The following is a 22,560-nucleotide window of genomic DNA, read 5'->3' as shown; positions in this document are numbered from 1 at the left end:
CGCCCAGGGGTAGCAGCTGCGGTGAACGGCCGCTGTCCCAAAACCGACCGGGTAACTTGGGGCTCCGACAGGCAACGATCGGAAAGGTGATCCCCATGGCACTCGAAGCCGGCACCCGGCCTGCCAAGGAGTCCGGCACCTACCGCATCGGGGGCGATCTTCGCATCGACCGGCTCGGCTACGGCGCGATGCAGATCACCGGCCCCGGGGTCTGGGGCGACCCGAAGGATCCGGCCGAGGCGGTCCGGGTGCTGCGTCGCGCGTACGAGCTGGGGGTGACGTTCATCGACACCGCCGACTCGTACGGTCCGTTCGTCTCCGAGCTGCTGATCCGCGAGGCGCTGCACCCGTACGCCGACGACCTGCTCATCGCGACGAAGGCCGGGCTGACCCGCAGCGGCCCGGGTGACTGGCGGCCGGTGGGCCGACCGGAGTACCTGCGTCAGCAGTGCGAGTTGAGCCTGCGCCACCTGGGGCTGGAAACCATCGGCCTCTATCAGCTGCACCGCATCGATCCGGCGGTGCCACTGGCCGACCAGCTCGGTGAGCTGGCACTGTTGCGGGAGGAGGGCAAGATCCGGCACATCGGGCTCTCCGAGGTGACCGTCGACCAGATCGAGGCGGCCCGCCGCATCGTGCCGATCGTGTCCGTGCAGAACCTGTACAACCTGGCCAACCGCGACGCGGAGGACGTGCTCGACCACTGCGAACGGCACGATCTCGCGTTCATCCCGTGGTTCCCGATCGCGACCGGTGACCTGGCCCGGCCGGGCGGCCCGCTGGACGCCGTCGCCGCCGAGCACGATGCGACGCCCGCGCAACTGGCCCTCGCCTGGCTGTTGCGCCGGTCGCCGGTCATGCTGCCGATCCCCGGTACGTCGTCGGTGGCGCACCTGGAGGAGAACGTGGCCGCGGCCCAGGTGAAGCTGACCGACGCCGAGTACGAAAGGCTCTCCGCCGCCACCGCCTGACCCCCCACGCGACACTTCACCCCCCGCCCACGCCGCGTCGCCCCCGCGCCATACCCTGCGCCTGCGTGTCGTGCGCCGTGCCCGCCGCGCGCCGTGCGCCGTGCGCCGTGCGCCGTGCGCCGTGCGCCGTGCGCCGTGCGCCTGCAACTTCGGGGAAACTGCTGCCTGCGCCCGCCTGGACCCGACAACTTCGGGAAAAATGCTGCCTGCGCGGCCCGCCTGGCATCGGGGGTGTTGTCTGGGTGGGGTATCGATGGCTGTGGCCCGGCGACTCGGTGAAGCCGCCGGGCCGGGTGGGTCACAGGGCGAGGCAGTTGGGTTTGATCGCGGCATCGCGGAGAACCTGCCGGATGACGGTGTAGGTGGTGCCGTCGAGTACCAGGCCGAGGTGGCCGACCACGCGCAACGGGCACCGGGACTGGATCAGTACGTTTGTCGCGCCGTCCGCCAGCTTCGCGTTGTCGACCGGTCGGACCAGTTCGTCCTGCCAGGTCCGCACCGCAGTCCAACGCACCGGGGCCGGCGTGTCGTCGCCCGCGTTGAGGGCGGTGAGGAACGACGACCCGATGGTCATCTGCTGGCAGGCCACCACGCCGGCGCAGCTGCCCAGACCGAGGAACGACACGATGTTTGCCACGTATGTGCCGTACTGCGGGGTGCCCAGGCTGACGTAGCGCTCGACGGAATCGCTGCCACCGAGGTTCTTGATGTAGTAGCGGCTGACCAGGCCGCCTTCGGAGTGTGCGACCAGGTCGACCTTGGCGCCTCCGGCGGCGGCGCGGACCTGCCCGACGTACCCGCGCAGCCCGGCGGCGGACGCGGTGATGTCACCAAGTCCGAGGTTGGGCAGTTGGTAGATCCAGACCCGGTAGCCGTCGGCGCGCAGCCGGGCGGCGAGTGGCTCGTAGACGGCGGCGATACCGCTGAGCCCACCTACCACGATGACCGGATTGGCGTCGGCCAGCGCCCGCAAGCCGGCGTCGGCGACAGCCGCACCGGTGGACGCGACGCCGGCAGACCCGGCCGTGTCGGCAGTTCCAGCCTCGCGGGCAGACCCGACCTCGCGAACCGACCCGACCTCGCGGGCAGACCCGGCGGCGGTGCCGGGCGCAGCGAGCACGCCGGCCGCTGCGGTCGCACCGTTCGTGGTGGGGATGCCGGTGATGGTGGTGCCAGCAGGCCCGGTGGTGCCGGCGGTCACGGTGCCGGCAGTGGTGGCAGCAGCGGTGGTGGCGGTGGCAGTGGTGTCGGCGGTCACGGTGCCGGCGGTGGTGGCGGTGGGTGCTGCGGCGGCGGTGGGTGCTGCCGGATCGGGCGGAGCGGCGGTGGCGGCGGGAGCCGTGAGGACGGCGGCGACCGTGAGCGTCAGGACGGGGACAGCCTTTCGGAGCAGCATCGCTGCACCTCCCAAGGGGATCCCGGGGTTACCGGGTGGAGGCGGTGGGATGTCCGATCGACCGTGCACTGATGATGCGGGTCACGATCCAGAAACGTCAATGAAAAGTTACGCGCGGGTAGCGAATGCCCACCGGGCGTTCCGCGAGTGGAGCCGACAAAACCGTCCACGTACGACGAACGCCGCACGCACCGGATGGGTGCGTGCGGCGTCGAGTTCGGCGTGGGTCAGCTGGCTGGCGTCGTCTCCGGCTCTGACTCAGGACGGGCCTGCCCCTGCTTCACGTACGTCGGGTGCAGCTGCACCGGCCGGCTCTCCTGCTGGCGACGCTGCCGCGCCCGGACCCGCAGGTTGAGGAACTCCACGAAGATCGAGAAGGCGATCGGGCCGTACACGTAGCCCTTCGGGATGTGCTGGTCGAAACTCTCCGCGATGAGGCTCGCCCCGATGAGCAGCAGGAACGACAGAGCCAGCATCTTGACCGTCGGGTGCTGGTTGACGAACCTGCTGACCGCACCGGCCGAGACCAGCATGATGATCATCGCGATGATCACGGCGGCGACCATGATGGCGAGTTCGTCGACCATGCCGACCGCGGTGATCACCGAGTCGAGCGAGAAGACCACGTCCAGCACCAGGATCTGCGCGATGACCGCGCCGAACGAGACCACTTTGCCGCCCTCGCGGCCATGGTCGGAACCTTCCAGATGCTCGTGGATCTCGTACGTCGCCTTGCCCACCAGGAATATTCCGCCGAGTAGCAGGATCAGATCGCGCCCGGATATCTCCTGCCCGAGCACGGTGAACAGCGGCGCGGTCAGACCGATGATCCAGGACAACGACGCCAGCAACAGCAGTCGGGTGATCAGGGCGAGCGAGATGCCGATCGTCCGCGCCCGGGCCTGCTGGTGCTCGGGCAACCGCCCGGACAGGATCGAGATGAACACGACGTTGTCGATGCCCAGCACGATCTCCAGCAGGAGCAGGGTCGCGAACGCGATCCACAGCTCGGGACTGGTCAGGAACTCCATGCCATCCTCGACTCTCACGACCGGCCGCCGGGTCGGCACCCGGACCATCGGCTGATCTGCATCATGATGACCTACCGGGCCGCCAACCGCTTCGCAACCCCGCCCGCCCCACAGCACCCCCGGCCACTTCTGGGACCGGTCGCACGACTTGCGGTATGTCGGCCCTTCCCGGCGACGGGAAGCCCCGACATACCGCAACCCACGACAGACGTCCCGACAGGTCCCGGTCGGTCTCGGTCGCGCGCCACGGCGGCGGCACCGACAGCTCTTCGGACGGGCGGGCCCGGGGCCCTACGCCACTGACGGATCGATGGCATGCTGTGGCCGTGCCCGGCACCTCACCTCCCGACGAACGACTGCGGGTCATGCCGTGGTGGCTGGTACTCATCGGGCTGCTGCTGGCCGCCCTGCTCGGCTGGTGGGTGCTGTACTGGCTGCTCGGCGAGGCCGACCGCGCCGCCGCGCCGGACACCCGGGCCACGCTGCGCATCGACGCCATTCGCACCGGGTTGACAGTGGTCGCCGGCACCGGCGGCGGGTTGGCGCTGCTGCTCGCCGCCCGGCGACAGTGGATCAGCGAACGGGCGCAGCGACACCAGGAGGTCGTCGCCGCCGCCGACCAGTCGCACCGTGACCGGGTGCAGGCGCACGTCGAGGCGGTCGCCGAGGCCGGGCAGCGACACCAGGAACACCAGGCCGAGACCGCCACGCACGACGCCGCCGAACGCCGGCTGACCGAGCTGTACACCCGGGCCGTCGAACTGCTCGGCAACGACAACGCGGCCGTACGCCTCGGCGGCCTGCACGCCCTGGAACGGCTCGCTCAGGACAACCCGGCGCAGCGTACGACGATCGTGGGGGTGCTCTGCGCGTACCTGCGGATGCCGTCGCCGGACGACGCGCGAGAGACGGAGGTACGCCGCAGCGCGCAGCGGATGCTGACCCGGCACCTGCGCGCGGACGGTGACGTCTTCTGGCCCGGCATGCGCCTGGACCTCACCGGTGCGCGGCTGGACGACTTCGACGCCACCGGCTGTTCCCTCGACGACGCCGACCTCACCGGTGCCACCTGCACCGGCACCACCCGGTTCACCGGTGCGACGCTGACCGGGCGGCTGGCCCTCGGGGCGAGCTTCGACGCGCTGGTGCTCGACGGTGTCGGCGGCGACGCCACGATCGTTCTGGACGACGCCCGGGTGACCGGTGGGTTCAGCGCGGACGGTGCCGAGATCGGCGGCCAGCTGTCCTGCCAGCGGGCCACCATCGGCGAGACGTCCTGGCGCGGCACCACGTTCCGCCGGACGGTCACCTTCGATCACACCAGCTTCGGCGGCAGCGCCAGCTTCCGCGACGCTGCGTTCCAGGGCGGCCTGTCCCTGGAGCACACCACGTTCGGCGGGGACGCGAGCTTCCGGCGGGCCCACTTCGCCGACCTGGCCCTGTTCCGCTGGACCGAGTTCGGGGGCGAAGTCTCGTTCGCCGACGCCCGCTTCGCCGGGTCGGCGAGCTTCGGCCGCGCCCGCTTCCACGGCCCGGTCACCTTCGAGGGCGTCACCACGGCCCACCGACCCCTGTTCGATCAGGCCCGAGCGACCACGTCGGCACACCACACCTGGCCCGACGGTACGCACGTCGAACCCCTGGACACCGACTGGCTCCTGCTCACCGACCCGTAGCCCCCGCCCACGCCGCCACGACCTGCGGTGTCGGCCCGACGCCGACACGACCTGCTGTCGGCCCGACGCCGACACGACCTGCTGTCGACCCGATGCCGGCACGGATTGCGGCATGTCGCGGTATCACGCGCTCCGGAACGGCCGACATGCCGCATCCCGCGAGCCCCAGCAGGAACGGACACGCCGCCCCCGCAGGATTACGGGGACGGCACGGAAGCGACGTGCGGCATGTCGCGGCATCACGTGCCCCGGTGACGCCGTCATGCCGCATCCCGCGACCGCCGTGGCATCCGGCCGAGTCAGGTGCGCCCGTCGATGACCATCGTTCCGACGGCTCGCCGGCTCAGGGCCGGTCGGCGAGTCGAGTGAGGAACGCCTGCCAGGCGGTCGGGGGGAAGGTAAGCACCGGGCCGGTCGGGTCCTTCGAGTCCCGCACGCCAACGACACCGGGCAGGTTGTCGGCGACCTCCACACAGACGCCGCCGTTCGTGGACGAGCGGGACGACGTTCGCCACCGCGCGCCGGTCAGGTGGTCCATGTCTTCGCCGCCTCCTTGAGTACGTCGAGGGTCTGCCCCAATGGAAGGGCTTCGTCCCGAACCACGTCCCATGCCAGTGCAAGACGAGCAATCGAATCCGACTGCCCGGTGGTTTGCGACTCCAACTGATGATCTACGCAGGCGGCTCGTGATCCGTCGGGCAGGTCGGCCAGGATGAACGTCCCGGCCAGTCCTGAGTAGATGCCAGCGGAGAGCGGCACGACCTGCAACCGGATATGCGGCTGCTCGGCGCAGCTCAACAGGTGCTCGACCTGCTCACCCATCACATCGGGGCCACCGCACGCCCGGCGCAGGACCATCTCGTCAAGCACCACGAAGAGCTGCGGGGCCGGGTCACGCGCGAGCACGGCCTGCCGCTCCAGCCGCGCCGCGACCCGCTGGTCCAGCTCGGCAAGCGGCGTCCCGGCCGCCCGGAAGACCGCGCGGGCATACGCCTCCGTCTGGAGCAGCCCCGGCACGAAGGAGTGCTCATACCAGCGCAGCGCCGTCGCCTCCCGCTCGATCTGGATCCACTCGCGCAGCCAGACCGGCGCGGCCTCGCCCTTGACCAGCTCGTCCCAGAGCGTCGCGAAGTAGCCACCCGTGTCAAGCGCCTTGTCGACGGCGGTCAGGTACGGCAGCGTCGGCGGCTTGGTGCCGGTCTCGATCGCGCTCACCTGGGAGTCCGAGCAGAAGACCCGCTCGCCGAGCTGAGCCTGGGTCAGCCCGGCGGTCGCCCGACGTCGCCTCAGCTCGCGAAGCAGGTACTCCGACGGCGAGATTCCCACGACTTCCACGCCCTTCCATGACGGTCCACGCCGTTCCGTGCCACCTCGAAACCGGTCGTCACGTTCCGCGATCGAGCAATGACTGTTCCGAGCGTAGGGGGCGTGCGTCCAGGGTGGAAGGAGCACGGCGCACCTGGGGACGGTCTATCCCCCGGACCGGTTGGCGCGTACGTGCCGGGGGTCGCCGCTGGGCGAGCATCCGCGGCGACCCCCGATCCCCGCCACCGACCAAGGAGGTGTGTCGTGGCCGCGACGAGGCAAGCCAGTGCCGTTCCGACAGCGCGCTGGCCGACCCGCCGAGCCGCCCACCCCGCCGTCGCGCCGGGCGGCAGCCGCGAGGATGGGACGCCCCGGGTCACACCCGGCGTCTACCTGCTGACCCGCGACGCATCCCCGCAGTTCGTCAGGCCGATCACGGTACGGGTGATCCGTGAACGGACCGGCCGGAGCACCTACGACGGTTGGGCGTGGATCGAGGTGTATCAGCTCGATTCCCGTGGCGAGGCGACCGACCGCCGCGAGTTGTACGTACGCCCCGACGGGATGCGCCCCGCGCCGCCGCACCCACACAGCCCACCGGCCCGGCGTACTCAGACAAGGGCCGCCGGATGAGCACGCCCGCCCGTGAGCACACACCGTCCCGCCCGACGTGGCGCTGCCGGGCCTGCGGCATCGCCTGGCCCTGCTCTGCCGCGAAGCTGCGTCTGCTCGCCGAGTACCGGGGCAACCTCCCCGGACTCATGATCTACCTCGTGACGTTACGCGAAGAGGCCATCGCCCAACTCGCCGAACGGGATCCCGGCACCCGCCTGCCGGACCTGCACCGACGCTTCACCGACTGGATACCGGCCCGCTCCCGCTGAAGGCCACCCGCCCTGGAGCGCGGTAATCCCCTGCCGCGTCCGGGGGCGGGTCCTGCGGATGATGCGGTCAGCTCCGACACGGAAGCAGGGCGACCCATTCAAGGGCTTGGGTGTCGTTCCCGTGGTTTACTCGCAAGGATGGGCTCGTAACCGCCTACAGGGTAGGGGCACACCGCCGATGTTGCTAAGTTTCCGCTTCGCCAACCATCGTTCATTTCGCGACGAGCATCAGCTCAACCTCATGCCCGTCTACGGCGACGGCGCCGAGGCGGACGAGCTAGCTCCGCAGGCGGTCCAGGTCGTTGGCATTTTCGGAGCCAACGCATCCGGCAAGTCCAACTGTCTGAGTGCCCTGGGTTTCATGCGACAGATGGTCGTGGAGTCAGACCGGGCGGTCGAGCCCGGGGTGGGACTGTCTCGGGAGCAATTCCGGCTGGATCCCGACATCGCCACGCAGCCCTCGCAGTACGTCGTGGACCTCATGCTCGGCGGGGTTCGGCACACTTACGGGTTCACGATCGATGACGACCGGGTGCTCGACGAATGGCTCTACCACTATCCGCTGGGTCGCAGGCGGCGCATCTTCGAACGAGATGGAAGCGAATTCTCCTGGGGCGAAGAGTCGGGCCGCCGTCCCTTGGAGCAGATCGCCGAGATCACCGCCCCGACCGCGCTCTTCCTCAGCACCGTCGCCCGTTTCGGCCACAGCCGCCCGGAGCCGGATCCGGCAAACCCGCAGCCGCTGCACGACACCTACCGATGGTTCTACCTGATGAGCCAGCGCACCGATCCTGCCTCCGGGCTCTCCGCCCTGATGCGTGCCGGCAGTTCGGACGCGGAGAAGGTACGCCAACTCGTCGTCGACCTGTTGCAGGCCGCTGACGTGGGCATCGTCGACATCGTGGTCCGAACTGACGCAGACCCCGAGGAGCAACCCGCGCAGAATGCGCTCAGTAAGTGGCTGATAACAGCGGTTGCCTCGATGCGCCTCCCCCGGATCCAGTTCGCGCACCAAGGTCCCAACGGCACCGCGCTGCTCGATCTTCACGACCAGTCCAGCGGCACCCGGCAGTTGCTCACCCTGGGGCTGCACGCCGCTGCGATGCTCCGCACCGGCGCCACGATGTTGATCGATGAGATCGACGCCAGCCTGCATCCGATCCTGACCGCCAAGCTCATCAGCCTGTTCCGCAGCCCGCAGGCCAACCCCCTGGGCAGCCAACTCATCTTTACCAGCCACGACGCGGCGCTGCTCGGCACCATCGACGCTGAGGAGATCCTGCGCCGCGATGAGATCTGGTTTGTGGAAAAGGATGGCCAGGGAACGTCCTCGCTCTATCCGCTGACCGACTTCAAACCCCGCAAAGAGGGTGAGAACCGTCAACGCCGCTACCTCAACGGCAACTACGGGGCGGTCCCCGACCTGTCCAGCCACTTGTTCGAGCAGGCACTCGCCACCCGTGGAGACGTGGATGACGCCTCGACGCGTTGAACACCGGACAGGCCGCACGGTCGACACCGGCCGGCGGGAAACCGACCTACGCAGGCAGCCGGCTTCTCGGGAACAACGGCGAACCGTGCTGATCACCACGAACGGTGAATCGACCGAGCGGACGTACTTCGACGCGCTGAAGCGCGAACCGTGGATCAGCGCCAAAGTGGCAGTCGCAGTGGAACGCGGCTCCCCCACCGACCTGGTACGCGGCACGGGCCGCCGGCAGCGGGACAACGACTACGACGAGGCATGGGCCGTGTGCGACGTCGACCACTACCCACCCGAGGAAGCCTCAGCCGAGGCACAGCGGTCGGGGGTACGGCTTGCCTGGTCCAACCCCTGCTTCGAGGTGTGGCTGCTACTCCATCTGTGTCACCACGCCGGCTATGTCGAGAACGCCAAGAAGGCCCGGGACCTGCTCCGTAAGCACCTCCCCCACTGGGACAAGACGCTGCTCGACTTCGACAGCTTCCGCAGCGGCGTCCCCGACGCATGCCGGCGGGCAGCGCGACTCGATCCACCACCCGCTGGAAATCCCTCCACCTCAGTTGGTGAGCTTGTCGCCGCACTACAGCGTTGATCTGGACGCCTCATCAACCGGTGTTTGCACAGACGTCAGCCTCTGTGATCTTTGGCTTTGGTCCATGATAGAGCGCTCCATTCTTGCGGCGGCGGCCGGATCCTCCGTATCGACGGGTGCTGTTAGCATCACCGGCGGACGCGGTCAGCACTCATGAGGATCCGGCGAATCGATGTCTCGGAACGAGCAGGATCCGTACGTGCTTCTCGGCGTCAGCCGGGATGCGTCGCTGGCGCAGATTCGTGAGCGCTACCTGATCCTGGTGCAGGTCTGGCACCCGGACAAGCATCAGTCGAGCCCGGAGAACGTGCGCGCCGAAGCCACCCGGCAGATGCAGCAGATCAACCACGCGTACAAACTGCTCACCGACGTTCGGGAACGCGAGACCCGCGAGCGCCAGGCCCGCCAGGCCGAGGAACAGCAACGCGCGACGCACCAGCGGGCGGGCAGTGGGCAGCGGGCCAGCGACTGGGCAGCACAGCAACGCGAGGCGCGTGAACAGGAGGCCCGGGAGCGGGCGGCAGACGAACGACGGGCCCGGGAGCGGGCGGCACGCGAGGCACGCGCGCAGGAAGCCCGCGAGCGCGAGGTGCGCGAGCGGGCGGAGGCCGAGCGGCTGGCGCGGATACGCGAGCGGGAGGCACGCGAGCACCAGCATCCCCGCGCCCGGTGGACGCATCCCCGGTACCAGCCGGCGCAGCTACCGGAACCGCTGACCATCGAACCGATAACCATCTCGTTGTCGGATGGCGCCGAGGGTTACACGCTGTTGGCTCGATCCGAAGACCAGGAGTCTGTGGTCTTCTTTCCCGGCGCCGACGGCGAGCTGCTCCTGTTCCGCGCCAAGGAGACGCTGCACCGGTACCTGACCGAGACCAGCTCCCACGAGCTGGCCGCCGTTGGCGGTTGGGACGAGTTCATGAACTCGATCCTCAAGGCCGGAATCAGCGTCGGCGACGATCGGTCGTACGACTTCGGGTTGATTCTCTACAGCATCAGGCGCCCGGTGACCGACTGGGTTCCCCGACTCTTCATCACCAACCGCGATCTCCTGGTGGACATAGCGGAGGCGTTCGGGATCACCGAGGCGTTGGAGGTGTTGCGCGTCGGATCGGCGATCGACACTCTCGACGATCTGATGCGGGTCGCCGACCGACCACTCGCCGGATGGGGCGCACGGCGTCGGCTCGACGCCATGAATTCGGGGCCTGCGAGCATCGCGTGGCGCAGGGTGATCCGGAACGTCGAGAAACGCGTACGGTGGCTGCGCTGAGCGGCCAGCCTCGTCACTCCTGCGGCCCGCTGTCACCGGCCTGGATGGACCGGGCGGTCGGCAGCAGCGCATCGCTGAATTCCGGGAGCGTCAGCACGTTTACCGCGACGCCGGGCTCGACCAGCCAGAACGCCTGGACACCGTCGTGCAGACCGGCGCTGTCACCCTGCGGGAACTCGCTCAGGTGCCACTCGGCGGGGTCGCGCTCGTGATACTCGCAGAGGAAGTCCCGTAGCGCGGTCACGTCGACCAGCCGGTCCCCGCGCAGCACGTGGACCCGCAGATCCACGCGATGCCCCTCGGGCGTCTGCCGCTCCCAGACCCGGCTGGCGAAGCGTACGTCGCCCCACTCGGTGGCGAAGTCGGACACCTCGTCGCCGACACCGGCCGGCACCTGCCCGATGTGGAAACCGTCAAGCAGCCCGCCGTCCCGCCTCTCGCCGCTGCTCATCCCACCGCCTCGATCGGTTTCCGACTCAGTTACCAAGCGCCCGTACCTTGGCGATCGTCTCCTGGACGTGCTGCCGGGCGGGCTCGTGCCCCTGCGCCGCCTGCGTGAGCGCCTGCCGGTACGAGTCGATCATGTTGATCAGTGGCCCGGCGGCGACACCCTGAAGGGCCCCGGCGACGAGTTGGCGGGCCTCGGCCGCGTCCTGCGCCGCCGCCGCTGTCTTCGCCTTCGCCTCGTCCAGCTTCTGCGCCGCCGCCGCCAGCCTGGCGATCATCTCCGCTGCGCTCACACGCCCTCCCCACGATCGCACCACCCCGGCGTCGCCGCCTGCCCACGAGCAGCGACCACACAGGAGCGTACGAGATCCACACACGCATCGCGACCACCCGAACGCGCCACACCGCCAAGGGTGGGTACATCTGTCGCTGTCATGGCGACAACAACTGCACCCACCCCCCGTTTCGCCTCGTCCCGCCAGCCGCCGTGCCGACGATTCGGTGGACCGGCTCCGGGGTCAGCGCAGCACGCGGAAGAGCAGCAGGTAGCCGCAGTAGGCGAGGGGTACCGCGAGGAAGCAGATCAGGAAACCCATGACCGGATGGCGCGGCGGGGTGGCGGCGCCGACGGCCGGCCGCCCCCAGCGGCCGAGCACCAGCCAGCCGCCGATCAGCGCCATGGCGGGCAGGCCGGCGAGCATCCAGGCGAGCAGGGTGCCCAACCCGACCACGCCGAGGCTCCAGCCGAACGTCAGGACCAGCAACAGCAGCGCGGCGATGCCGGCGGCACCGGCGTAGACCGCGACCGCTCGGGCCCGCGACGACCAGCCAGGTAACAGCGCCGGTTGCTGGGCGAGCAGTTCGGCTTGCTGCCCGTGCCGGTCGGCCTCGTCGGCCCACCGCCGAGCCAGCTCCAGCTCCGTCGCCGGGTCGACCGCTCCGGCGCGCGGGGCCGGCACCCCAGCCGCCGTCGCGCTCACGGCCACCGGCAGCGCCGGGCCCGTCTGTCCCACCCCAACCGGAGAGTACGCCCCGACATCCGGCCGCCCCGGGGCGGCGGCTGCGCCGCCGTCCGACCCCGTCCCCGGTCCCCACCCGCCGCCCGGGTACCCGGGCAGACCCGGCGGCCGACCCGGCGGGCCCGACACCGCTGCCCCGCGCCACGACTGGTCGGGCGGGGCCGGTGCGCCCGACACAGGTGCGCCGGTCGGCGACGGCCCGGCTGGGCCGGACACCGGTGCGCCGGACACCGGTGCGCCGGGTGGGGCCGGCGGGCCGGACATCGGCGCGCCGGGCGGGGGCGGACCGGGAGGCGGACCACCGGGCACGACTCCGCCCGGCGTGGCACCGGTCGGTGCGGTGCCGCTCGGGCCGCCCGGTGCGATGCCAATGGTGCGGCCGAGGTGGTCAAGGCGCTGCCCCTGCGCGGTCAGCCGCCGGTCGAGGTACTCCACGGCGGCGCCGAGATCCCGCTGCCGTTCGGCCTCGGCGGCGGCGCCCTGCTCCCCGGCGCGCTGCTGCACGGCGAGGTGACGGGCCAGCGCCGCGTACTCGTCGAAGGTGGACACGCCTCACTCCTGCCCGTCGGAGGGGTGACCGTCGCGGGCGAACGGCACGATCAACCGGACCCGCTGGTCATGCCGGTCCACCAGCAGCGCCCGATCCGCGCGGGGGGTGTATGCGAGGTCGTGCACGCCGAGGTGCAGGCCGAGATCAGAGCCGGGCACGTTCAGCGCGACCAGGCAGGCGACGTCGTCGCGGTTCTGCGTACCGCCGAGGTCGTCGGCGAGCCGGCGCAGGCCGCGCCACCAACCGAGCAGGTGCACCCCGTGGCCGGGCCCCTGGCGCAGCAGCACCCGCAGGTCGTCGTGGCCGGAGCGGAACGTGGTCGGGTCGCTCTCGCCGAGCAGGCCGGCGGCGGCGTCCATCCCGAACACCACCAGATAGCTGCGCGCGGGCCGGTCACCGCTTCCGTCGGCGGCGAGGGTGCTGATCCGGTCGCGTAGGGCAGCGGCGTCGAGCCGCTGGACCCGGTGCCCGGCGGCGGCCAACGTGGCGGCCGTGTCGTCGGCCGCCGGGTCGGCGGCGGCGACCAGCGGAGCAAGCACGAACACCGCCTCGCCGGGGGCATGCTGTCGGGCCAGGCTCAGGGTGGCTGCCCGCAGCACCTCGGCCCCGGCGGACGAGGTGCCGACCACGGCCAGGTGCCGGCCGGGGGCGGTGTCCATGATGAACAGGGCGGTGGTGCCGTCCACGTCGACCGTCCGGCCGACCAACGCCAGGGGACGCCGGCCGCCGGGGCGCAACCCGGTGAAGGTGGCGTCCTCCTCGACGCGGGCGGTGTCGTAGCCGCGGAACACCGACGGTGGGCGGGCCCCCGCCGGGCGGGCCTGCCACAGCTCGTGACGCAGCCGGGTCAACTCGTCGGCTGCGGCGTGCGCGTCGGGGAAGCGGATCACGGTGTTCGCGCCGGGTGCGCCGGCGGCGGTGTTCACCACGGCCGAGCCGACCGGCAGCGTCGCTGCGGCGTCGTTGAGGTGGTCGAGGACTCCTCCGCCGCCGGGCAGCGCCACCCGCAGGGCGAACTGCCCGAAGACCGCCTCGGCGCGGCCGTAGAGCGCCTCGATCCCGGTGGTGCTCTGGCTGGCCAGCACCAGGTGTACGCCGTACGAGCGGCCCTTGCGGGCCAACTCCTCCAGCAGGTCCGCCGACTCGCGGGCCAGCGGATCGTTGCCGGCGAGCAGCACGTGGAACTCGTCGATCACCGCGACGATCCGGGGCACCGGGGTGTCGGCGGGCAGGTCGGCGAGCTTTGTGACGCCGTGCCGCTTGAGTGCGGTGGCCCGCCGGTGCAGTTCGCGGCGCAGCTCGCGCAGCACCGCCACGCCGTACTCCCGGTCGCTCTCGATACCGACGGCGCGGGCGTGCGGCAACCACGAAGGGTCGCGTTCGGTGGGCACGAACTCGGTGAAGCTGACCCCCTCCTTGAAGTCCAGGAGGTAGAGCTGCAACTCGGCGGGCGAGTAGCGGACCGCCAGGCCGTACAGGACGTCGAGCAGGAAGACGGTCTTGCCGGCGCCCGTACGCCCGCCGACCAGCCAGTGCGGGGTGGCGTCGTCGAAGGCCATCGGGAACGGGTCGCGTCCGGCGCGGCCCACCACGGTGCGCAGGCCCGCCCGGCCGGAGAGCCCCCACCGCTGCCCGGGCAGCAGGTCGGCGAAGCCGACCGCCTCGCCGCGTCGGGCCGCCTCGCCCAGGTGGGTGGCGAGCGCGGCGACGGAGGCCGGCGGGGGGTCGCCGTCGAGGACCACCGGCGCGGCCAGTCCGCTGCCGTCGGCGCTGAACGGCGTGCCGGGCGGGTCGCCGACCCGGGCGTACCCGTCGGTCAGTCGGAGCAGTGTGGTGGCGCCCAGCGGTGGGGCGGACTCGCCCGGCCCGGCCGGCGGCCAGCCGGCGAGCAGCACGCAGACGGCGGCGGCGGGGCCGGCGTGGGTGAGCGCGGCCAGTCGGGCGGCCTCGCGGGGCGCGGGGATGGAGGCGGCGACCAGCACCAGCAGGTCCTGGTCCGGTCGGTCGGCCTGCCGCGCGGCCCGCGCGTGCCGTTCGGCGGCGTCGAGCAGCGTGGTGACCTCCGCCTCGGTGGTGGCCGGCGGGTCGACGACTCCGGCGTCGAGCAGCGGTCGCAGCGGACCGAAGGTGGCGCCGAGGGCGGCGGTGTCCAGCGCGGCGACCCGGACACCACCGGGCGCGGCGGTGGCCAACAGCCGCAGCACCAGGGCGCGGAGCAGGCCGGCGACCGTCGGCTGGCGGGCGTCGCCGTCGATCGCCAGGTGGTGCCCGGCGCCCAGGGGCAGCAGCACCGGGAAGCCGCCGCCGGCGGTGACCGCCTCCCCGACACGTACCGGGACGGGTCGGCGGGCCAGTGGGGTGCCCGGCGTCGGGGTGGCCAGCGCGGCACCGACCCGGGCCAGCCGGGCCAGCAGGTCGGTGTCGACCACTGTGGCCGATGGTGGGGTGGCGCTCAGCGCGGTACGGGCGGATTCGAGGTGGGCGCGGGCCGCCCGGTGAGCGGCGACCGCCTGCTCGTACGCCGACGCGAGCCTGCCCACACCCCTGCCCTTCGCCGCCGAGCGCCGCCTGGTCGCAGAAACCCTAACGGACGGCGGCGACACCGGCACGTGTCCGAACCGGACGTGTCGGACCGCCGCCTCGGCCGGGTGCTGACGCGCTGCGGCCGACGGCCCGAACCGGACCGTCGGCCGCGGCGTACGGTCAGCCGGTGACCGCGTTGAGCGCCGGCAGGTAGCCGTAGCGGTAGCCGTCGGCGTTCGGGTGGTACGCCTCGATGACCCCGGTGACGTCCCGGATCCACGGCTGGGCGCCGCAGACGCCGTGACCGGCGAAGGTGGGTCGGGTGTCGGCGAAGGTGGCGCCGGCCGCGGCGGCCCGGTCGGCGGTCACGGTGGCGAGGACGTCGGCCGCCTCGTTGAGGATGGTGCGCTTGTAGGTGCTCATGGCCAGCAGTCCGCAGTAGCGGGTCTCGAACAGCCGTGGATAGCCGAGCACGATCAGTCGGGCGTTGGGGGCCCGTTCCCGGATGGCGGCGTAGGTGCGGTCCAGCCGGGCCGGCAGCGTGCCGGTGGCGAACGCCTTCGCGGCGTTGACGGCGTTTGTGCAGGTGGAGGTGCTGCCGAACCGGCAGTCGGTCATCACGTCGGCGAAACCGGCGTCGTTGCCGCCGATGGTGATGGTGACCATGGTGGTGGTGGCGGAGAGCGCGCCCAGTTGGTTGTCGAGCACGTCGGCGGTGACGGCGCCGCCGCAGGCCGGGAAGCGGAAACTGGCCACGTTGTTGGCGGCGGCCCAGAGCGGGGCGTACGACTTCTGGCTGCGCAGGCAGGTGGACAGGTCGTACGGTCCGGCGCCGACGCCGGAGGAGTACGAGTCGCCCAGGGCGACGTAGTGGATCGGGGCGGCGGCCTGGGCGACGCCGGGGACGGCCAGCGCGCCGACGGCGGCGGTGAGGAGGGCGACCAGCGCGGTCAGGGCGCGGGCCAACGGACGGTGGGGCATGACGGACCTCCACGGGGGTGGTGGTGGAGCCCGAGAGCCGCGCGCGTGGCCAAGGGTTGTTACTGGTCGGTAATGCTATCGAAACATCTGGATAAAGTGAATAGCCGTTAAGGAGAGGCCGCGTCCGCGCGGTCGTCCCGCGTGGACGCGGCCTCGTCGAGACCTCTCCGGCAGCTGGCCGTCAGCGGGCCGCCAGGGGCTGGCTGGCCGGGTGGACCGGGGCCGGCAGGGCGCCGACGCCGTCGAGGTACGTGTGGATCGCCGCGGCGGCGGCCCGCCCCTCGGCGATCGCCCAGACGATCAGCGACGCACCCCGGTGCATGTCACCGGCGACGAAGACCCCGTCGGCCTCGGTCTGCCAGTCCGCCCGGGAGTCGACCGCGCCCCGCGCGTTCCGGGCCACCCCGAGCTGCGCCAGCAACGGCTGCTCCTCGGTGCCCTCGAAGCCGATCGCCAGCAGCACCAGGTCGGCCGGCAGTTCCCGCTCGGTGCCCGGCACCGCCGTGACGATCCGCCGGCCGTCGCGCTTCTCGACGGTCACCTCGGCGATCCGCACCGCCCGCACCGCACCGGTGCCGTCGTCGACGAACTCCTGCACCGCCACCGCGAAGACCCGCTCGCCGCCCTCCTCGTGGGCCGGGTACTCCCGCAGGATCCAGGGCCACGTCGGCCACGGGTCGCGGCCCTCGTCCCGGGCGCGCGGCGGCTGCGGATACAGGTCGAGCTGGTGCACGCCGGCCGCGCCCTGCCGGTGCGCCACACCCAGGCAGTCCGCCGCGGTGTCGCCACCGCCGATGATGACCACGTGCTTGCCGGCCGCGTCGATCGGCGTACCGTCCGGCAGGGTGGCCAGCGCCGGCTGGCCCTCGCCGGCCGCCGCGACCACCCGGTTGGCCGCCACCAGATGCGCCATCGCCTGGTGTACGCCACGCAGCTGCCGTCCCGGTGTGTCGGTGTCCCGGCCCTGCAACGCGCCACAGGCCAGCAGCACCGCGTCGTGCCGGGCGCGCAGCTGTTCGGCGGTGACGTCGACCCCGACGTTCACCCCGGTCCGGAAGTCGACCCCCTCGGCGCGCAGTTGCGTCATCCGGAGGTCGATGTGCCGCTTCTCCAGCTTGAAGTCGGGGATGCCGTACCGCAGCAGGCCACCGATCGCGTCGTCGCGCTCGTACACGGTCACGGCGTGACCGGCGCGGGCCAGCTGCTGCGCGGCGGCGAGCCCGGCCGGCCCGGAGCCGACCACGGCGACCGACCGACCGGAGGGTGCCGGCGCCGGACGCGGGGGCAGTCCCCGGGCCGCGGCCGCGTCGGCGATCTCCACCTCGACCTGCTTGATGGTGACCGGCGCGCCACCGGCGATGCCGAGCACACACGCGGCCTCGCAGGGCGCCGGGCAGAGCCGGCCGGTGAACTCGGGGAAGTTGTTGGTGGCGTGCAGCGACTCCACGGCCGCGTCCCAGTTGCCGGTGCGGACCAGGTCGTTCCAGTCCGGGATGCGGTTGCCCAGCGGGCAGCCGTCGTGGCAGAACGGGATGCCGCAGTCCATGCAGCGGGTGGCCTGCTCGCGGATCAGTCCCTCGCCGGCCGGCGGGTAGACCTCCCGCCAGTCGCTGATGCGCACCGGCACCGGCCGGCGGGCCGGCAGCCGCCGGCCGTAACGCAGGAAACCGTTCGGGTCAGGCACGAGCCACCTCCTGGGCGACCGCCCGCGGGGCGGGGGCTACCGGCGCGGCCGAGCCGGCGGCCGGCTGCCCCGGTGCCGCCAGTGCGCTCATCACCGCGTCGTCGACGTCCTGGCCGGCGGCTTCGGCGGCCCGCATGATCTCCATCACCCGGCGGTAGTCCCGGGGAACCACGGCGGTGAACTCCTCCACCGCCTCCGGCCAACGCTTGAGCAGCTGTTCGGCGATCGCCGAGTCGGTCTCGGCGAAGTGCCGCTGCACCAGCTCGTGCAGGCGGGTCCGTTCCGCCTCGCTCGGCGCGGACAGGTCGACCAGCTCGGTGTTGACCCGGCGTCGGTCGAGGTTCCAGACGAACGCCGTCCCGCCGGACATGCCGGCGGCGAAGTTGCGGCCGGTCGGACCGAGCACCACCACGGTGCCGCCGGTCATGTACTCGCAGCCGTGGTCGCCGACACCCTCAACGACAGTCACCGCGCCCGAGTTGCGGACCGCGAACCGCTCCCCCACCCGCCCCCGCAGGTAGACCTCACCGGCGGTGGCGCCGTACAGGATGGTGTTGCCGGCGATGATCTGATCCTCGGCCCGGCCGCCCGCCTCGGCGTCGGCCGAGACGAACGGTGCCGCCGCGTCCGGCCGGACGATCAGCCGGCCACCGGAGAGTCCCTTGCCGACGTAGTCGTTGGCGTCGCCGTGCAGGCGCAGGGTCACCCCGCGCGGCAGGAACGCGCCGAAGGACTGCCCGGCGGTGCCGCGCAGGGTGAACTCGATGGTGTCGGCCGGCAGGCCGGCACCGCCGTGGCGGCGGGTGACCGCACCGCCGAGCATCGCGCCGACACTGCGGTGCTCGTTGCGGATCGCCACCTCGGCCCGCACCAACGGCACCGACTCGTCGGCACCGGTGGCGCCAAGCGCCGGCTCGGCGAGGGCGATCAGCTCGTTGTCCAGGGCCAGCTCAAGGCCGTGGTCCTGAGCGCGTACGCCGCGTCGGGCCGCGCCCTCGGGCAGCTCCGGAAGGTGCAGCACCCGACCGAGGTCGAGCCCACCGGCCTTCCAGTGCTCGACCGCCGGTGCGACGTCGAGCAGCTCGGTACGCCCGATCGCCTCGTCGATGCTGCGCAGACCCAGCTCGGCCAGGTAGCCGCGGATCTCCTCGGCGAGGAACAGGAAGAAGTTCTCCACGAACTCGGGCTTGCCGGTGTAGCGCTCGCGCAGCACCGGGTTCTGGGTGGCGATGCCCACCGGGCAGGTGTCCAGGTGGCAGACGCGCATCATGATGCAGCCGGAGACGATAAGCGGGGCGGTGGCGAAGCCGAACTCCTCGGCCCCGAGCAGCGCCGCCACGATCACGTCCCGGCCGGTCTTGAGCTGCCCGTCGACCTGGACGGTCACCCGGTCACGCAGCTTGTTGAGCAGCAGCGTCTGCTGCGCCTCGGCCAGGCCCAGCTCCCACGGCGTACCGGCGTGCTTGAGCGAGTTCAGCGGAGACGCGCCGGTGCCGCCGTCGTGGCCGGAGATCAGGATGACGTCGGCCTTGAGCTTGGCCACCCCGGCGGCGACGGTGCCGACACCGACCTCGCTGACCAGCTTGACGTGCACCCGGGCGGCCGGGTTGACGCACTTGAGGTCGTGCACCAGCTGGGCGAGGTCCTCGATGGAGTAGATGTCGTGGTGCGGCGGGGGCGAGATCAGGCCGACGCCGGGGGTGGCGTGCCGGGTACGGGCGATCCACGGCCAGACCTTGTTGCCGGGCAGCTGACCACCCTCGCCGGGCTTGGCCCCCTGCGCCATCTTGATCTGGAGATCGTCGGCGTTTACCAGATATTCGCTCGTGACCCCGAACCGACCGCTGGCGATCTGCTTGACGGCGGAACGGCGGGCGGGGTCGTGCAACCGCTCGACGTCCTCCCCGCCCTCGCCGGTGTTGGACTTGCCGCCGAGCCGGTTCATCGCGATGGCGAGGGTCTCGTGCGACTCGGCCGAGATCGACCCGTACGACATGGCGCCGGTGGCGAACCGCTTGACGATCTCGCTGGCCGGCTCCACCTCCTCGATCGGCACCGGCGGCAGCACGCCGCTGCGTAGCCGGAACAGCCCGCGCAGCGAACCAGCCCGCGCGGCCAGCTCGTCGACCTTGGCGGTGTAGTCGCGGAAGACGTCGTACTGGCGGCTGCGGGTGGCGTGCTGGAGCAGGAAGACCGTCTCCGGGTTGAACAGGTGCAGTTCACCCTCGCGGCGCCACTGGTACTCGCCGCCCACCGGCAGCAGGTCGACCGCCTCGGCGCCGGCCGCCGGCCAGGCCAGCGCGTGCCGGGCGGCCACCTCGGCGTGGATGCCGTCGAGGCCGACCCCGCTGATCGTGCTCGGTGTGCCCCGGAAATACCGCTCGACCAGTCGGGTGTCCAGCCCGACCGCCTCGAAGACCTGTGCGCCGCAGTACGACGACACCGTCGAGATGCCCATCTTGGACATGATCTTCAGGACGCCCTTGCCGAGCGCCTTGACGTAGTTGCGGATCGCGGCCCGCGGCTCGACCCCGGCCAGCGCGCCCGTGGAGATCATGTCCTCCACCGACTCGAAGGCCAGGTACGGGTTGACCGCCGCCGCCCCGTAGCCGATCAGCACCGCCGCGTGGTGCACCTCGCGGCAGTCGCCCGACTCGACGATCAGCGCGACCTGGGTCCGGGTCTGCTCCCGCACCAGGTGCTGGTGCACCGCCGCGGTGAGCAGCAGCGACGGGATCGGAGCCAGGTCGGCGTTGGAGTCCCGGTCGGAGAGCACCAGGATCCGTACGCCGTCCTCGATCGCCTCGGAGACGTGCCGGCAGATCTCGGTCAGCCGGGCTCGGATCCCGGCCCCACCGTCGCGGATGCGGTAGAGCCCGGAGACCCGTACCGCCTTGAAGCCGGGCAGGTCACCGTCCTCGTCGATACAGAGGATCTTCGCCAGCTCGTCGTTGTCGATCACCGGGTAGGGCAGCACGATCTGCCGGCAGCTCGCCGGGCCGGGATCGAGCAGGTTGCCCTCCGGGCCGATGGTGGTGGCCAGGCTGGTCACCAACTCCTCCCGGATGGCGTCCAGCGGAGGGTTGGTGACCTGGGCGAACAACTGATGGAAGTAGTCGTAGAGCAGCCGTGGCCGGGTGGACAACGGGGAGATCGGGGTGTCGGTGCCCATCGAGCCGATCGGTTCCGCGCCGGTCCGCGCCATCGGCGCGAGCAGGATCTTCAGCTCCTCCTCGGTGTAGCCGAAGGTCTGCTGACGGCGGCGTACCGAGTCGTGGGTGTAGACGACGTGCTCGCGGGCGGGCAGGTCGTCCATCTCGATCAGCCCGGCGTGCAGCCAGTCGGCGTACGGCTGGGCGGCGGCCAACTCGGTCTTGATCTCGTCGTCGTGCACGATCCGGCCGGCGACGGTGTCGACCAGGAACATCTTGCCCGGCTGGAGCCGACCCTTGGCCACCACGGCAGCCGGGTCGAGGTCGAGGACGCCCGCCTCGCTGCCCAGCACCACCAGGCCGTCAGCAGTCTGCCACCAGCGGCCCGGACGCAGACCGTTGCGGTCGAGCACCGCGCCGACGATCTCGCCGTCGGTGAAGGCGACCGAGGCCGGGCCGTCCCACGGCTCCATCAGGCTGGCGTGGAACCGGTAGAAGGCGCGCTTGTCGGCGCGCATGTCGGGGTCGTTCTCCCACGCCTCCGGAATCATCATCAGCACCGCGTGCGGCAGGCTGCGCCCGGCCAGGTGCAGCAGTTCGAGGACCTCGTCGAAGTTGGCCGAGTCGGAGGCGGCCGGGGTACAGACCGGGAAGACCCGCCGGATGTTGCCGGGCAGGTCCGGCGTACGCAGCAGCGCCTCGCGGGCCTGCATCCAGTTCCGGTTGCCCCGGATGGTGTTGATCTCGCCGTTGTGGGCGATGAAGCGGTACGGGTGCGCCAGCGGCCAGGACGGGAAGGTGTTGGTGGAGAACCGGGAGTGCACCAGGGCGATGGCGCTGGCCACCCGCTCGTCGGTGAGATCCGGGTAGTACGCGGGCAGCTGGTCCGGGGTGAGCATCCCCTTGTAGACCATGGTCCGGCCGGACAGCGACGGGAAGTACGCCGGCACGCCCCGCTCGGCGGTCTCCCGTTCGGCCTGCTTGCGTACGCAGAAGGCGACCCGCTCCAGCTCGACACCGGCCAGCGGGGCACCGGCCGGACCGGCGGGGGTGTCGGTGAGCCGCTTCGCGGCGAGGAAGACCTGACGGATGCGGGGCATCGCCGCCAGCGCCGTCTCACCGAGGTCGCTCGGGTCGATCGGGACGTCCCGCCAACCCAGCACCTCAGCCCCCTCGACCAGGGCGTACTTCTCGACCACCTGCCGGGCACGGGCCTCGGCGGTGGCGTCGTCGGGCAGGAAGACCAGACCGGTGGCGTACTCGCCGGCCGGAGGCAGCGGAAACTCGACCACCGCGCGCAGGAACTCGTCCGGCACCTGGATCATGATGCCGGCGCCGTCACCGGTGTTCGGTTCGGCGCCCCGGGCACCACGATGGTCCAGCCGGCACAGCGCGCCGAGGCCGTTGGCGACCACCGTGTGCGAGCGCCGGCCGTGCAGGTCCGCCACGAAGGCCACGCCGCACGCATCATGCTCGTACGCGGGGTCATGGAGGCCGGCAGGGGACGCTACCTGGCCTTCTCGCGGCGCCGGCTGGGGGCGGTGTGGGTACGCAAGGGCCACCGGGCCTCCTGTCGTCGCTCAGGCTGGATCA

18 protein-coding genes are annotated in these 22,560 nt (G+C 71.6%); 7 read left to right on the top strand and 11 right to left on the bottom strand.

Features of this window, described 5'->3' with window-relative positions:
• Positions 1-95: 95 nt before the first annotated feature.
• Complete coding sequence (locus O7624_RS24920; RefSeq protein ID WP_282237467.1) at positions 96-971, top strand: aldo/keto reductase; 876 nt, start codon at positions 96-98, stop codon at positions 969-971.
• A gap of 298 nt (positions 972-1,269) precedes the next feature.
• Here the strand turns inward: O7624_RS24920 and O7624_RS24915 are convergent, their stop codons facing one another.
• Positions 1,270-2,136: an alpha/beta fold hydrolase gene (locus O7624_RS24915; protein ID WP_282240755.1), complete on the bottom strand. Its 867-nt coding sequence runs from the start codon at positions 2,134-2,136 to the stop codon at positions 1,270-1,272.
• Positions 2,137-2,594: 458 nt separating this feature from the next.
• On the bottom strand, positions 2,595-3,416 hold the full coding sequence (locus O7624_RS24910; RefSeq protein WP_282237466.1) for a TerC family protein: 822 nt from the start codon (positions 3,414-3,416) through the stop codon (positions 2,595-2,597).
• 308 nt (positions 3,417-3,724) lie between these two features.
• Between O7624_RS24910 and O7624_RS24905 the strand changes: the two genes are divergently transcribed.
• Complete coding sequence (locus O7624_RS24905; protein WP_282237465.1) at positions 3,725-5,074, top strand: pentapeptide repeat-containing protein; 1,350 nt, start codon at positions 3,725-3,727, stop codon at positions 5,072-5,074.
• 343 nt (positions 5,075-5,417) lie between these two features.
• On the opposite strand, the gene O7624_RS24900 is transcribed toward O7624_RS24905, so the two are convergent.
• On the bottom strand, positions 5,418-5,612 hold the full coding sequence (locus tag O7624_RS24900; RefSeq protein ID WP_281603454.1) for a DUF397 domain-containing protein: 195 nt from the start codon (positions 5,610-5,612) through the stop codon (positions 5,418-5,420).
• Positions 5,600-6,400, bottom strand: coding sequence for a helix-turn-helix transcriptional regulator (locus O7624_RS24895; protein ID WP_282240754.1), 801 nt, complete (start codon positions 6,398-6,400; stop codon positions 5,600-5,602). Before O7624_RS24895 ends, O7624_RS24900 begins: the two co-directional genes overlap by 13 nt.
• 243 nt (positions 6,401-6,643) lie before the next feature.
• Here O7624_RS24895 and O7624_RS24890 point away from each other — a divergent pair, with 243 nt between their 5' ends.
• The 5 genes from O7624_RS24890 to O7624_RS24870 all read left to right on the top strand — a co-directional run bounded on the left by O7624_RS24890 (position 6,644) and on the right by O7624_RS24870 (position 10,611).
• Positions 6,644-7,012, top strand: coding sequence for a hypothetical protein (locus O7624_RS24890; protein WP_348774963.1), 369 nt, complete (start codon positions 6,644-6,646; stop codon positions 7,010-7,012).
• Positions 7,009-7,263 carry a flavin reductase gene (locus tag O7624_RS24885; RefSeq protein WP_282237464.1) on the top strand — a complete coding sequence of 85 codons (255 nt, stop codon included), beginning with the start codon at positions 7,009-7,011 and terminating at the stop codon, positions 7,261-7,263. Before O7624_RS24890 ends, O7624_RS24885 begins: the two co-directional genes overlap by 4 nt.
• A gap of 178 nt (positions 7,264-7,441) precedes the next feature.
• Positions 7,442-8,755, top strand: a complete 1,314-nt coding sequence (locus tag O7624_RS24880; protein WP_282237463.1) for an AAA family ATPase — start codon at positions 7,442-7,444, stop codon at positions 8,753-8,755.
• An 85-nt stretch (positions 8,756-8,840) separates the two neighbouring features.
• Positions 8,841-9,338 (top strand): RloB family protein, encoded by a 498-nt coding sequence (locus O7624_RS24875; RefSeq protein ID WP_282237462.1) that lies wholly within the window; start codon positions 8,841-8,843, stop codon positions 9,336-9,338.
• Positions 9,339-9,510: 172 nt separating this feature from the next.
• Positions 9,511-10,611 (top strand): J domain-containing protein, encoded by a 1,101-nt coding sequence (locus O7624_RS24870; protein ID WP_282237461.1) that lies wholly within the window; start codon positions 9,511-9,513, stop codon positions 10,609-10,611.
• 13 nt (positions 10,612-10,624) lie between these two features.
• Here the strand turns inward: O7624_RS24870 and O7624_RS24865 are convergent, their stop codons facing one another.
• The 7 genes from O7624_RS24865 to gltB form a co-directional block, all read right to left on the bottom strand.
• The gene (locus O7624_RS24865) at positions 10,625-11,062 is read right to left on the bottom strand and encodes a hypothetical protein (RefSeq protein ID WP_282237460.1); all 438 of its coding nucleotides are present in this window, start codon (positions 11,060-11,062) and stop codon (positions 10,625-10,627) included.
• Positions 11,063-11,087: 25 nt separating this feature from the next.
• On the bottom strand, positions 11,088-11,351 hold the full coding sequence (locus tag O7624_RS24860; protein WP_093401516.1) for a DUF6244 family protein: 264 nt from the start codon (positions 11,349-11,351) through the stop codon (positions 11,088-11,090).
• Positions 11,352-11,576: 225 nt separating this feature from the next.
• On the bottom strand, positions 11,577-12,626 hold the full coding sequence (locus O7624_RS24855; protein WP_282237459.1) for a hypothetical protein: 1,050 nt from the start codon (positions 12,624-12,626) through the stop codon (positions 11,577-11,579).
• A 3-nt stretch (positions 12,627-12,629) separates the two neighbouring features.
• On the bottom strand, positions 12,630-15,167 hold the full coding sequence (locus tag O7624_RS24850) for an FtsK/SpoIIIE domain-containing protein (RefSeq protein WP_282237458.1): 2,538 nt from the start codon (positions 15,165-15,167) through the stop codon (positions 12,630-12,632).
• Positions 15,168-15,330: 163 nt separating this feature from the next.
• Positions 15,331-16,131, bottom strand: coding sequence for an SGNH/GDSL hydrolase family protein (locus O7624_RS24845; RefSeq protein ID WP_093401518.1), 801 nt, complete (start codon positions 16,129-16,131; stop codon positions 15,331-15,333).
• Positions 16,132-16,312: 181 nt separating this feature from the next.
• Complete coding sequence (locus tag O7624_RS24840; RefSeq protein ID WP_282237457.1) at positions 16,313-17,815, bottom strand: glutamate synthase subunit beta; 1,503 nt, start codon at positions 17,813-17,815, stop codon at positions 16,313-16,315.
• Positions 17,808-22,529, bottom strand: a complete 4,722-nt coding sequence (gltB, locus tag O7624_RS24835) for a glutamate synthase large subunit (protein WP_282237456.1) — start codon at positions 22,527-22,529, stop codon at positions 17,808-17,810. The genes O7624_RS24840 and gltB overlap by 8 nt, the downstream gene beginning before the upstream one ends.
• Positions 22,530-22,560: the final 31 nt, after the last annotated feature.

Origin of the sequence: Verrucosispora sp. WMMD1129 (assembly GCF_029581255.1) — a bacterium.
In the GTDB taxonomy this organism is placed as follows: Bacteria; Actinomycetota; Actinomycetes; order Mycobacteriales; family Micromonosporaceae; genus Micromonospora; species Micromonospora sediminimaris.
This window is presented reverse-complemented; position numbering and strand designations above follow the sequence as displayed.

Excerpts from the sequence above, each read along its gene's own strand:
- O7624_RS24885 (WP_282237464.1), top strand. The coding sequence starts at position 7,009 with ATGAGCACGCCCGCCCGTGAGCACACACCGTCCCGCCCGACGTGGCGC.
- O7624_RS24865 (WP_282237460.1), bottom strand. The coding sequence starts at position 11,062 with ATGAGCAGCGGCGAGAGGCGGGACGGCGGGCTGCTTGACGGTTTCCAC.
- O7624_RS24900 (WP_281603454.1), bottom strand. The coding sequence starts at position 5,612 with ATGGACCACCTGACCGGCGCGCGGTGGCGAACGTCGTCCCGCTCGTCC.
- O7624_RS24870 (WP_282237461.1), top strand. The coding sequence starts at position 9,511 with ATGTCTCGGAACGAGCAGGATCCGTACGTGCTTCTCGGCGTCAGCCGG.
- O7624_RS24880 (WP_282237463.1), top strand. The coding sequence starts at position 7,442 with ATGTTGCTAAGTTTCCGCTTCGCCAACCATCGTTCATTTCGCGACGAG.
- O7624_RS24845 (WP_093401518.1), bottom strand. The coding sequence starts at position 16,131 with ATGCCCCACCGTCCGTTGGCCCGCGCCCTGACCGCGCTGGTCGCCCTC.
- O7624_RS24920 (WP_282237467.1), top strand. The coding sequence starts at position 96 with ATGGCACTCGAAGCCGGCACCCGGCCTGCCAAGGAGTCCGGCACCTAC.